This window comes from Bacteroides sp. MSK.20.82, from assembly GCF_019052485.1.
Classification (GTDB): Bacteria; Bacteroidota; Bacteroidia; order Bacteroidales; family Bacteroidaceae; genus Bacteroides; species Bacteroides thetaiotaomicron.
The window spans coordinates 14,248-27,451 of record NZ_JAHQUN010000014.1 but is presented as its reverse complement, the minus strand read 5'-3'; the positions used below and the strand labels follow the sequence as shown (position 1 = coordinate 27,451).

General features: G+C 46.7%; 10 protein-coding genes. All 10 read right to left on the bottom strand.

Translation table 11 applies throughout. The annotated features are described in order from the left end of the window. Positions 1-20: 20 nt before the first annotated feature. The 10 genes from KTR07_RS14065 to cdaA all read right to left on the bottom strand — a co-directional run bounded on the left by KTR07_RS14065 (position 21) and on the right by cdaA (position 13,152). On the bottom strand, positions 21-2,456 hold the full coding sequence (locus KTR07_RS14065; protein WP_080973934.1) for a family 43 glycosylhydrolase: 2,436 nt from the start codon (positions 2,454-2,456) through the stop codon (positions 21-23). Between the two features lie 41 nt (positions 2,457-2,497). Next, positions 2,498-3,469 carry a glycoside hydrolase family 43 protein gene (locus KTR07_RS14060; protein WP_055229082.1) on the bottom strand — a complete coding sequence of 324 codons (972 nt, stop codon included), beginning with the start codon at positions 3,467-3,469 and terminating at the stop codon, positions 2,498-2,500. A gap of 59 nt (positions 3,470-3,528) precedes the next feature. Next, a complete protein-coding gene (locus KTR07_RS14055) occupies positions 3,529-5,865 on the bottom strand; it encodes a beta-galactosidase (protein ID WP_117981102.1) in 2,337 nt (778 codons plus the stop codon). A 297-nt stretch (positions 5,866-6,162) separates the two neighbouring features. Continuing rightward, positions 6,163-6,729 (bottom strand): hypothetical protein, encoded by a 567-nt coding sequence (locus KTR07_RS14050; RefSeq protein ID WP_008767050.1) that lies wholly within the window; start codon positions 6,727-6,729, stop codon positions 6,163-6,165. 37 nt (positions 6,730-6,766) lie between these two features. Then, a complete protein-coding gene (locus tag KTR07_RS14045) occupies positions 6,767-7,555 on the bottom strand; it encodes a DUF1266 domain-containing protein (RefSeq protein WP_008762597.1) in 789 nt (262 codons plus the stop codon). Positions 7,556-7,583: 28 nt separating this feature from the next. Then, entirely contained in the window at positions 7,584-8,615 is a 1,032-nt protein-coding gene (locus KTR07_RS14040; RefSeq protein ID WP_032841365.1) for a DUF3137 domain-containing protein, read from the bottom strand. A 7-nt stretch (positions 8,616-8,622) separates the two neighbouring features. Beyond that, positions 8,623-9,183 carry a LemA family protein gene (locus tag KTR07_RS14035; protein ID WP_113747888.1) on the bottom strand — a complete coding sequence of 187 codons (561 nt, stop codon included), beginning with the start codon at positions 9,181-9,183 and terminating at the stop codon, positions 8,623-8,625. 293 nt (positions 9,184-9,476) lie between these two features. Further along, positions 9,477-10,796, bottom strand: coding sequence for a TldD/PmbA family protein (locus tag KTR07_RS14030; protein ID WP_048696275.1), 1,320 nt, complete (start codon positions 10,794-10,796; stop codon positions 9,477-9,479). Positions 10,797-10,827: 31 nt separating this feature from the next. Beyond that, a complete protein-coding gene (locus tag KTR07_RS14025) occupies positions 10,828-12,369 on the bottom strand; it encodes a TldD/PmbA family protein (RefSeq protein WP_113747887.1) in 1,542 nt (513 codons plus the stop codon). A gap of 18 nt (positions 12,370-12,387) precedes the next feature. After that, positions 12,388-13,152, bottom strand: coding sequence for a diadenylate cyclase CdaA (gene cdaA / locus KTR07_RS14020; protein WP_008762592.1), 765 nt, complete (start codon positions 13,150-13,152; stop codon positions 12,388-12,390). Positions 13,153-13,204 lie beyond the last annotated feature (52 nt).

The window sequence follows — 13,204 nt, the reverse complement described above, 5'->3', positions numbered from 1 at the left end:
AAAAAAGGTCTGATACTCTGTCATTTCCTGTTTTCCCAATGACTTCTCAGTCTGGCGGCTTCTTCTTTTGTCAAATGGATCACCGCGCCGTGTTTGGGCGACGAGAAATTAGTCGTTTTCATCACTCCTTCGTTGAAACGTCCCAAGTTCTTGAAATTCACGAAGTCGGAAGTCTCGATGAAAGCGAAGTTATGGGGGTTGATGCCGTAGACGTCATACATCAATACCCATTTGTCTTCTCCGATACGCTTCCAGAGGTTGGGAGCTTCGCAGGCCCTGGGTTCGAAGTCGTACCAGCGAGGGTCATATTCGTAATCACCGTTGATGCGGTCTGACACGGCCTGTTTGATTCCGGCGCCTCCGTCGTGCGAAACGTAGAACATGCGATACCGGTCGCCTACCTTGGTGATGTCACCGTCGATAGCCGATATTTTCTCGTTGGGATACTCGAAGAGGATTTGCGGGAGTGTCTCTATCCGGTCGAAGTCATCATTGACATAGACATAGTACAGTTTGTTCGCCTCGTTCTTGAAACGCATGGTGAAGTAAATCATCAGTTTACCTTTCTTGTCATCGTAAGTCACTTCGGGCGCCCATACGCAGCCGATTTCACCCAAACCCGCCGATAACAGGTCGAAACGGGCATTGGTACGTTTCCAATTGATCAGGTCCCATGATTTCATCAGTACGAGTCCGCGGTTGTTTCCCCACCCGTATTCTTTTCCGTCACGTTCCCATTCGGTATCACGGAAGCCGTCTTTCTGCGCATAGATGTGCAGGTCGGTCATGGAAAGGTAGAAAGCTCCGTCCGGTCCGCGGAAGATGTGCGGGTCACGGATACCTTTTTGCAGGGCGATGGTATCTCCGGCGATCACCGGTTTGCCGTCGTTCAAGGCAGTAAATGTATATCCGTCGTCACTGACGGCCATGTAAAGGCTGTGCGTTTCGTCTTTATGGAAGACCATCAAGTAAGCACCCATGTCCTTTTCCTGTGGGATGGCGTTACGGTAACGGAACTGACGGAAGCCGGCGCTGCCTTTTCCGGAGGAAAGCAGTCCGATGCGTAAAGCGTAGAAGCCGCCGTAGTTGTTATGGTGCAGCTGAGATACATCCATGTTTTCTACCAGCGTAGTCCATTCCTTGCCGTCCTTGCTGACTGCTATCCGGACACTGTTTCCCTGATTCTGTATCTTGGCGAGGAAACGTTTGCCCAACTTGTTAGGGAGGGTAAAGCTGTTTTCCGCGTTTCTGTAGATAGTGAAGTTCTTTCCGTCAGACACGACTCCAGCGTATGCCTTTTCGCTGTAATATAGAAGAAGTCCGGCTGTGTTACCCTTGCCTACGTTGACTTCCACCTGTGTTTCGTAATTCTTGTCTTCGGCGGTGGCCAGCAGTAAGCGGGCATCGGAAGGGGTACTTCCTTTCGCATCTATCCATAAGGTCTGTTTCTTGAAGCTGAGCGACTGAGGGGCATATTCTTTCCAGAAAGTCCATTGGAGTCCCGGTTCCGGTCCTTCGAAGTCATCCGAGAGGCTGAGTCCGTGTTTGATGGACGGATCGGTCTTGATGGGAGTGGCGGTGGATTTGGTACGATACCATCCATCGGCGGTCCATTCAATCGGTTCGATGAGGGTGGAGCGTCCCAGGGTGTGATAGCCTTTGGCATAGGCATGATATACGATCCACCAGTTGCCGTTCACATCGTCGATCAGTGTGCCGTGTCCTTTCGACCACCAGTTGTCATGGGCACTATAGGTATGCACTACCGGATTATAGGGAGAATTTTCCCACGGTCCGGTGACACTCTTCGAACGGGCGGCAACTGCCATGTGGCTTGTTGCCGGACCGGCCGTTCCTCCCTGTGCGGAAGTCAGGTAATAATAACCATTATGGTAATTCAGCTTCGGCGATTCCAGACACATACATTCCGTTTCCCAGTGATTGGGATATCGCCAGCCTTCGTACACTTTCTGTTTTTGGCCGATGGTGGCCAGTCCGTCGTCCGTCAGTCGGATGACTTCTCCTTTGTCAACATATAAATATCTGTTCCCCTCCTGATCGGCTATGTGTCCGGGGTCGATGCCACTCACTTTCAGGTCGATGGGTTTGCTCCACGGGCCCTTGATGTCATTTGCCCAGATCACCCAGTTTGTTCCTTTGGCCGGATAATAGATGTAGTATTTTCCTTTGTACTTCAATAAGTCGGGTGCCATTGCAGAGCCTTCGTATTCGGGCATTACACGGCAGACGGGTTCCCAGTTCATCAAGTCACGGGAGTGCCAGATGAGGAATCCGGGAGCGTAGTAAAAAGGAGAATGAGTCATGTAATAATCCTCGCCATCGCGCATGACAGAAGGGTCCGGATAGTCACCCGATAAAACGACTTTCGGGTATTCTTGCGAATAGGCCTGTACTGTTGCACAGACAAGCAAAATGAACAACAGGAGTTTTTTCATGGTATTTATTTATGGGATATTAGATGGTGCATCTGATGGCTTTACATCTTGTCGGGCTTTCCGTAGACCTTGTACAAGCGTTTCAGTTCCTTGTCAGTAATCGGCATTACGGTGCCGTGGCGCGGATGGAAGTCCATGCTAATGGCATTGTCTATGACTTTGAAATTCTCCAAATCGGTGCTTTCCGTAAACTGATACTTGCCTTTCATATATACATCGTACATCAGGATGTACTTGTCCGTACCTATCAGCGGGAAGATGCCGGCACCTTCTACAGCTTCTTTCGTCTGTTGCTTATAATCTTCCGATTCTGTCCATTGTCCGGAAGTCAGGGAGGCGGTGGTTGCTTTTTTAATTCCATTGCCGTCTCCTTCCGTTTTATAGAACAGGTGGTAAAGTCCGTCTTTATAAATGATGTCTCCGTCAATACAGGATTTGCCATTCTTCGGGAGGAACAAAGTTTTGGGTTCTCCTTCTATATCGGTGAAATCTTTGTTAGCGTATGCGTAATAAATAATGTCCGGGCCATTACCATGCTGCATTGACCAGTAGACCATGTATTTCTTCGCTTCTTTATCATAAATAGTTTGCGGTGCCCATACCCGCTTCAAATCTTCCTGATTCGGGTATTTCTTCTGGATATTCACGATGTTGGAGGTCCAGTTGACGAGATCTTTCGATTTCAACAGTACCATGGCACGGTTGGAACTCCATCCGTTGCCGGAGACCATGTCGGTTACGACCATGTAAAATGTCTTTCCGTCTTCACAACGAAGAATGTGCGGGTCACGCACTCCACCCGTAGAACTGATTTCACGGGAATCGATGACCGGTTGGTTTCCGTTTAATGCATAGTAGTTGTATCCATCGGGGCTGACAGCCATCCGGATGGCTTCCTCACTCATCCTGTTTCCGGTGAAATAGACAAACAGGTAGGCAGACTGCTGGCTGTATCCTGTCAGCACTCCTACTAAAAGGAGTGCCAGGAGTAAAGTATATTTTTTCATATTCATTTGAGAGTAAATGCTTATTTATAAAATTATCAAAAGGCCGATATTGGCTTATTATTGGTTTAATACTTGAAATCAGACGGTTTCACATAGACGCGGTATTCACGAATCATGCCCGGAAAGTCCTTTTCGGCACGGGGCAGATAACGGAAGCCCGTCACTGTTTCCACTTTGCTCAGGTCGATTACCAGTTGATGGGGGTAAGCGACATTGTCAACGGTCATCCAGAAAGTGGATTCCTGCAAGTCGAATATCTTATCCGCCGTACGGTTTCCGCTGCGTGTCTCTTCGCTATCGGCATAACGGATTTTCCAATGTTCGCGGGATACGGGTTTGCCGTCGGCTCCCAGCACATCGAACTCTGCAATAGCGGCAATATTGTTATTGGCTTGCGGAGAGAGTGCTTCCAGACAGAAGAAACGTCCTTTTACCGGAGCGTCGAAACGTACTTCCTGCCAGCCGTTGCCCGGCGTGAAGGCTCCTTCGTGCGCAACCTTTTCTCCTGTCAGTTTCAACTTTTCGCCATCCTTGCGGTGTGTTTCCGGCGCTTTCTCGCGGAGTACGTCGAGGATCGGTTTCTTCAGACCCTTGATTGATGCTTTCGTCGGACCTTTCAGGTCGAGGACGAGGATTTCATTCTCACCTTCTTTCAGCCAGCAGCCCGGTATGAAGAGTGTCTGCTGGGGACCGATTTCCCAGAAACGTCCCATCGCATGACCGTTCACCCATACCATACCTTTGCCCCATGTGCTCATGTCGAGGAAAGTGTCGCCTACTTTATCGAGTTTGAAAGATGACCGATAGTAAGCAGGCATAATCGGTAATATTTTCGTATCCTTGTAGTTCTTGTTCTTGATAAATGAGTAGTCTACGGGGAAGTTATATACAGTCCAGTTTTTCAGTTCTTTCACCTGATTGCCCGAAAGGAGTTCTACCTTTTCGGTGATTCCCTTCCGGTCGTGGATGGACTTATCAAAGTTGACACGGCCCATCGCCTCTACCAGAATATCCAGTTGCGTACCTTTCTTCAAAGCCGGCAAGGTAGTGGTAAATTCTCCTTTGCGGCGATCGAGGCGGGCCAGCAGCTTGCCGTCGGCGTAGATTTGTGCCCAGTCGTGCACTTCGGTGATTTTCAATGTAGTGCCTGAGGTTACTGCTTCGGGCAATGTGGTACGGTACAGGATTGTTCCCCACCCTTGGTTGAATTGCTCCATCGGCTGAATATCCACCGACTGCTTGGCATCCGGCAAGTTGGAGAAAAGTGGAGCTACTTTGGTAAAATGAAATTCGGGTACTTCAATGACCGGCATTGCGGCAGGAACTTCCGGCAGTGCTTCACCGGCAGGAAGATACGTTTTCAGCAGGTCGCGGAGGAGATAGTATTTCTCTGTCGTCCATCCGGCTTCGCTGATCGGGGCATCGTAGTCGTAAGAACTGCACATAGCGGAGTAGGCAGGATTGTTGGCACCACCCCAATGTCCGAAAGTCGTTCCTCCGTGAGTCATATAAAGGCTGAAGGAGATGTTGCGGTCGAGCATTTCTTTGATGCCCTGTACCATATCTTTGGCAGGACGTGTTTCATGTTTCCGTCCCCAGTGGTCGAACCATCCGCTCCAGAACTCGCTGCACATCAACGGAGTTTCCGGACGAAGTTCTTTCAGTTTCTTGAATTGCTGGTCTATATTGGCGCCTGTTCCGAAGTTGATGGTCCAGATCAGGTCGTCGAGTGCATTCCGTGTAAAGTTACTGCTCCAGTCGCATTGGAAGAGAGGTACATCGGTAAAACCGGATTCGCGCACCAAGTCGCGTACGGCAGAAACATAAGGCTTGTCAGTGCCGTAAGAACCGTATTCGTTCTCCACCTGCACCATGATAATATTTCCGCCCTTATTTACCTGTAGCGGCGCCAGTTGCTTACCGACTTCTTTCATGAAGATGCCTACCCGTTCCATATAATAAGGATCGAGCGTGCGCAGTGCCACATCTTTCTTCTTCAGCAACCACCAGGGCAGGCCGCCCATTTCCCATTCCGCACACACATACGGACCGGGGCGGACGATGACATACATTCCGTGTTTCTGAGCGGCACGACAGAAGGCAGCGATATCATTCTGACCTGTAAAGTCAAACTTGCCTTCTTCCTGTTCGTGTATATTCCAGAAGATATAAATACAAATAGTGTTCATTCCCAACGCCTTACACATCTCAATACGATGATCCCAATAGGCTTGCGGAATACGGGTATAGTGCAGTTCGGCAGCTTTTACTACGAACGGCTTCCCGTCCAGCAAGAAAGTATTCTTGCCTGCCTCAAACTTACGGGCAGTAGTCTGCGCCTCTGCACTACTGAAAAAGATGACTGTAAAAAGTACTAGTAAAGCAATAAATCTGTGTCTCATGGCTTTTATCTCAATATAGAATTATAATTATATATAGTATACGGCAAAGATAGGCGATTCACCTAAACCGCAGGTACCAATTATCATTCAAAAAAGGTTAGAAATAAAGCAAAATCCCCTGAGACAGATTATTTTTAAAGGAAATACGACCTTTTGTTGACAGGTTACTTGTGTCTGTACCCGCCCCTCCGGTCGATTTCCTTTATAGTATGAATGTTTTTCTTTCTTGTGTTTTTTCTTCCATTTAGAAGAGTTTTCTTCTCCTCAGAGCTGTTTTTATAATCCAGCCCCGATGAATCAATTATCTTCTTCGTCTTTAAACATTTGTTTAATTAGATCAATATTATCATCATAATCATTACCCGATAAAGTGATGACATCTGCCAAACCTACAATATTCGAATCTGAATCATAAGTGGTCAGCAAACAGTACATTTCACGTCCTGTGGCGTCTTCTTCAATATGAAGTTGTACCGGTTCACTTCTTCCTCCGGGAAGGTCTGCCAGATATTCAAAGTTCCTGGATAAGAAAGCTTCCACTATCTTCGCAGGGTTTGTCTCATCACGCTTAAACTTCTTGACTCCCATACTCTTGACTTTTCCTCCACTTTGAAAGTTGTATATATCAAAGTTATTCAGATAGGCAGCTATCAGGCAAACCAGTGTCATGATGATTCCGGCTGTACGCACCAACCAGCCTGCCAATGGAAGCAAACCGGGAAAAATAGCCAGAACGGCTCCTACCACGGCCAAACCTAAATATAACACAGGTTTCAGATTGTTCTTTCTTTTTTCAAATTTAGTCGGGTTGGCGGCATAATACTCGCTGATGTAACTGTAGTACTTGTTGTTCTTTTGTTCCATAATTATGTGTTTTTGTGATTAAACTATCTTGATCAATTTACCATTTGATTTGCACCCAAGGGCTCTTAGGATTAGACAACAGATCGTCTGCCATTCCCTTCATTCCTAAATTGTGAGCATTGGTCCCTCCCCAGATAGCCCTGCCAATAACATAACTCATCGCCATATCGTGCCATGATGTAAAAGAAGAATGAGCCAGTTCATACGCCTTGTCGATATAATTCCACGCTTCCATTTCTGAGATATATTTCATATCGCAGCAGGCACGGGCAACAAAATTAATTCTGCCGGCATCCCAGCCAATCACTCCATAGCGGGCTATATCTTCTTTAGAAGTAATCACTTCATAAGCTATCAACTCCTCATAGACCTCTTTCAAATTTTGCAGTTGCCCGACAGCTTTTTCATAATCTTCCTGACTCTCCATGTTCTGCTGGAAAATATCGTCTTGCGCATTTTCATCGTCAAGCAAAAAAGCCTCATAAACAAACGGAAAGTAGTAATCGTAACCTTTCCGGCACAAATCATCCAATGTTTCGCGGGCATCATGAGCATTATTTATTCCCCACCATTCACCAAGAATAGTAGGCAACTTATCTTTGATATCCAACGAGAGAGTGTTCAGATATCCGCCTTGCTGCAAGGCATACAATGAACCTATAGACAGTTTTTTATACTGTTCTACGGATAATTTTGATTTTGATTTAAAACGAGGCCCCCGAAAAGCTCTTATAATAGTACGGACAAATGGCCATACCTTCATATAAAGAAAAGAAAGGACCATTACTCCGCCTACGACCCAAGGCATCCAACTCATGTCTGTCATAAATAGTGTTTTTGTTTTATTGTTAATACTAATTCAATCTTAATTCCTCTGCCACTTTGCAGGACAGGCTGATATCATTATATATGTCCTCAAGCAGCTTCCCGTCATTCAACGCACTTGGACGCACACATAAAAAACCGGAAGGCATCACGGCGGCATAGTAGAAAGTACCTCTGCTGAACGAAAGCATGATATCACATCCGAAAGTCTGGTGCAGCGCCGTCATATGACGCATCATCGCAGGAGTGAGCAACATACGTGCTTCTACTTCATCATCGGCATAAACGGCAAAATAGTTCTCAAACTCCTGATCTTCCAATTGCACCAGTCGGGCACTATAGCGCTTCTTCAACCCCTGGATATTCTTCGCCAGATATCCGATCTTTTGTTCCAGGTGATCGGGCAATATGATAATATTTCCTTTGAATCGCTTGTCTATCTTACACCAGCCAAACATCCCCCGAAAATTGTGCGGACTGCTATCCAGCCGCGAAGCAAACAGCGGACGAAGCACAAAACGGTAGATCATGACAAAATATCCCAATACAGGATTGTACTGCAACTTGTTCAACAGCCCGTAAGACACGCCGATATCCGCCACATGCAAAGAGTGCTCGCCGTGCGGAAACTGGATATATCCATACGTATTGGCTGCCAGTGCCGGATCAGAAAAAGAGGCGGAAAAGAGTTTGCTGTCTCTCAATATCCGGCTGTCTACCTGAGAGGAAGCCGAGAAATAAACGGTAGGAAACAGGGTAGACATAATGTGCTGCATAGCCTCCGACTCCCGTTCCTGAAAGTTCGCCATGCAGCGAGTGAAAACGAAGTTGACCACTATAAATCCAATGAATACTGGTATTATATACTGCGTAAACTGCATATAGTTCTCAAGACCTATATAAGATACAAGCGCACCGCCAAACAGCACAAACATAAACCAGCAGAATACAAAAAGATAAACTGCAATACTTCCTGTTCGTACCACCTTTCTCCAACCATTTACCCGTAAAAGCTCCGAACGAAGCTGTTCTGATAATTTCTTAAAATCAATTGTGTCCATATTCGTATTATCTGAGAAGTTCGGCGACATTTACATTCTGTTGTTCCGGTTCGGGAATATCAATCAGTTCTTCCTGATGGTGCCCTTGCTGACGGGCTACAACGGAAGAAGGAAACATCTCGATGGAATTATTGTAGTCTGTTACTGCCGCATTATAGGTGCGCCGGATGGCTTGCAGTTGCAATTCCATGCCCTCAATACTGTTTTGCAGGCGATGGAATTGTTCATTTGCTTTCAGTTCAGGATAATTCTCGACCGACAACTGTAATTTTGATAACAGGCCAGACAGCTCATTGCCATTTTTTATTTGTTCGGCTTCCTGTGAAGGTTGGAAAGAATGTGAACGAAGTTCCGTGATGCGGGTAAGAATTTCATTTTCATGACCCATATATGACTTAACGGCGGCCACCAAATTAGGTATCATGTCATTCCGCTGCTTTAATGCCACGCAAATACCGCTACGACATTGCTTCACCCTGTTTCGCTTAGCTATCAAATTGTTGACTGCCCAAATATACCAGAGTGCGATTAACAGTATAAGTCCCGACCCAAAATATATAATTCCCATGCTTTTACTTTTGTGTGTATATCAGTTTTCAATAGTTATATCGTAGCTATTAAGACACAGGCAAAAGTAAACAGCATCTCACAAATTTGCAAACAAAGAGGGGGTATAAATACAGGTAAATAAAAATCAGATAATACGTTAATTAATAAAGTATTAGTTAAACAGAAGACGGGGTATAGCAGGGTATATTTATAAAATTCAAGGGGTAGTATTATAGTAATGGTCAGAAGATGATGCCCATTTTATGTCCATCATCTTCTGACCATTACTTAAGTCTGTTCAAAGCCAGTGTCCTACAATCCGCTGAAATCGACTCCCTCAAATACGAGTGAAGGGATTCGCCAGGAAGAGTTCAGACGCGGGTCGTTTCCGGTTGCAACCAACGAGTTCCATAAGGTAATCAGGTTACCGGTAACATTCATTTCGGATACCGGCTGCGTCAGTTTTCCGTTCTCGATCAGGAAGCCTTCGATACCATAAGAGAAATCTCCGGTCGAACTGTTGCTGTTACCACCATTAAAGCCCGTAACGAGGATACCTTTTTCCACTCCGGCAATCAGTCCATCCAGATTCTTATCTCCCGTTTCCATGACCAGAATGGATGAGCCGCTGATAGTCGGATCGACTCCCATCTTCTTAGCATTGTAGGTATCAATGAAATAGGTATTCAGTACTCCCTTGTCAAAGATGGAGCGACGTTCCGTAGCAATCCCTTCATTGTCGAAATAGCGGGCGCCGGAGGCTTTCACCAAATGAGGTTCGTCCGTCAAAGTCAGCCGGTCACTGGCTATCTTTTCATTCAGTTTATTCAGCAAGAAAGAGTTTTTCTGTTGCAAAGCCGAGCCGTTCAGCGCACTCATCATCGGACTTAGCAAACGGCTGGAGTTCATCGGATCGACTACCATCGTATATTTGCCGGACTGTACTTTCTTTTGTCCCAGTTTGCGCAATACGCGTTCCAGCGCTTTCTGACCGATTCCTTTCTTGATCAGATCGTTCATATAAAGCGACGATTCATACCAGTAAGCAGAAGGACGCGCTTCTCCTTCCCCTCTGATCGTGATGTCGGCAGAGAGTGAGTACCACGTACTTTTTGTTTCTCCTTCGAAACCGTTGCTGATCAGGCGGTAAGCAAAGTCCTCGCCATCGCCATAGGAAGAACCGACAGAGATGATCCGTTCGTCCTTGCCTAGTGCTTCTTCCGCTACGGCTTTCGCCATCTCTATTTTATCGTCCGGATTTAAGGATGCGAACTTGGCATCATATAGCTTTAAGTCCGGTTTCCCACCTTTATAGTAACGGGAAGGGTCTGCCAATACACGCGCCTCATCTTTAGCCAGATAGCGTGTAGAGTCTATTCCGTTTTTGATAAATGTTTCGAGTTCTTTCCGGTTCAGGCGGTTGGTAGAGATACTACCATAACGTCCGTCCACATACAGGGAAAGGCTTAATCCGCCTTCCGATGCCTGTTGCAATCTGTCCATCTTCGCGTCGCGCAGTTCGAAAGAAGTGTTCGAAGAAGAGTATAAAAGGACTTTTGCTGCCTGGCAGCCATTCTTCAAGGCATAGTCCATCGCCCACTGTGCCAGTTTCTTATTTTCGTCTGTAATCATAGGTTCGTCTTTTTAAAGTAAGCATTTACTTCTAGTTCTCTCCACCGACAGTCAGTTTGCTAACCAAGGCTGAAGGCATACCGCAAGTCACCGGACAGGATTGTCCGTCTTTTCCGCAAGTCCATGTACCGTTGTCGATCTTCGCGTTGGTAGCTACCATCGTGATATCCGCCAAAGCTTTCGGACCGTTACCGATAATATTAATGTCCTTGATCGGTTGCGTCAGTTTACCGTCTTCGATCATGTAGCCCGACTTCACAAAGAATGTAAAGTCGCCGGCACCGATCTGTACCTGACCGTTCGTAAAATTATCTACAAAGATTCCCTTCTTTACAGAAGATATGATATCCGATTCGTTCACATTTCCGGCTTCCATATATGTGGCACGCATACGGGGTATCGGCATATTGCGGAACGATTCGCGACGTCCGTTGCCGGTTGGTTCCACTCCGTAATGCTTTGCACTGATACGGTCGTGCAGATAGCTGGTCAGTACTCCGTCTTTGATCAGATAAGTTTTCTGTCCTTCGGCACCTTCATCGTCGAAGTTCACCGAGCCCCGATTGAACGGAATCGTACCGTCATCCACCACGTTGATATGTTCGTTGCAGACTTTCTTATTCAGCTGATCGGCAAATATGGAAACATTCTTCCGGTTAAAGTCCGCCTCAAAAGTATGTCCGATAGCCTCGTGAAGCAAGATGCCCGATCCTCCGGCACCCATGACAACAGGCATTTCACCGCCTTTGGGTTTGATAGCCTTGAACAGAAGAGAAGTCTGGTCTACCGCTTCGCGGGCAATTACGTCCACTACCTCGTCCGACAGGAAATCGAATCCTCTGCGATAAGCACGGGCAGCGTAGCCGTTCTCCGTCTTTCCGTCTTCTTCCATGATGCACACTGCCCCCAGCGTCACCATCGGACGGTAATCGTAGAACATCACTCCCTCCGAGTTGCAGAAGAAGATATGCGAAGTGGTATCGCTCTGACTTGCCTGTACTTTATGTACCCTTTTGTCCAAAGCGAAAATCCGGTCGTTCAGTTTTTGTAGATAAGGCATCTTATCTTTCAGGCTGACTTCCTCCCACGGGGAAGCAACGGTATAGTAGTTCTTCTTCAGTTCCTTTTCAGTGAGATTCAGCGGTTTGTTGCCTTTGTTGGCAGAAGCGATGCGAGCGGCAGTACGGGCAGCTTTCAGCATATCCTCCACAGTAATATTCTCCACGTAGGCATAGCCACTCTGGTCTCCAATCAGTACACGGACTCCGACTCCATAGTCAATATTCGAATAGCTGTTGTTCACTGCACCATCCATCAGGCGGATGCTGTTGGTTATCGTGTGTTCAAAGAAGAGGTCGGCATAGTCGCCTCCTTTCTCCAATGCTGCGGCAAGCACCTTCTTCAAGTCTGCCTCGCTTACTCCGAAATGATTCATAGCCAAAGCAACTGCTGCTTTCTTGTCAGCTCCTTCGCCGCCCAATGCACCCGGGGTAGTCAGAGCCATAGCAGAACCTGTCGCCAATGATCCGAGTAGAGCTATACCTCCGGTTTTTAGAAAATTTCGTCTGTCCATGTTCACTTATATTTAGTTTCAGTTTTCTTTTGTCAGCAGACTTTCCAGTTCTTCGGCATTCAGACGAAGATAGAATTGTCCGCGATAAGCTACAGAAATAGCTCCTGTCTCTTCGGAGACGATGATGGCGTGCGCATCCGATTTCTGCGAGATGCCCATAGCCGCACGGTGACGCAAACCCAGTTCTTTCGGGATGTTCAGGTCGTGAGAGACTGGCAGGATACAGCCTGCGGCTTTGATCCGTTTTTTGCTGATAACCATTGCCCCGTCGTGCAGAGGACTGTTCTTAAAAAATATATTCTCAATCAGACGCTGGCTGATAGCCGCATCTATAATTTCTCCCGTACGGACCACTTCGTCCAGCGGAGTGGTATGCTCGATCACGATCAATGCGCCTACTTTCTGCTTTCCCATGCTCAGGCAAGCCATTACCACCGGCATGATATCATCATGTTTCAAGGCTTCTTTCCTCGCCCCGCTGAAAAAATGCGCCAATGCACTGACATGCCGATGCGAGCCCAGCGTCAAGAGGAAACGACGAATCTCATCCTGAAAAAGGACGATCAAAGCAATCACACCCACATTCATCAAGGTATCGAATATGGAGCCCAGCAGTTTCATCTCCAGAATCTGAGTGACCACCAGCCAAATCAGGATAAAAACCAGAATGCCGGTAAAAACCTTGATAGAGCCGGAGGCCTTCATCAGTTTGTAGGTGTAGTACAACAGAAGGGCGACCAGCAGTACATCGATAAAATCTTTTATGCCAACGTCAAAAAACACGGTACTTATTACTTATTACAAGTTATTAATTCACAAACGACAAGAGAGTATC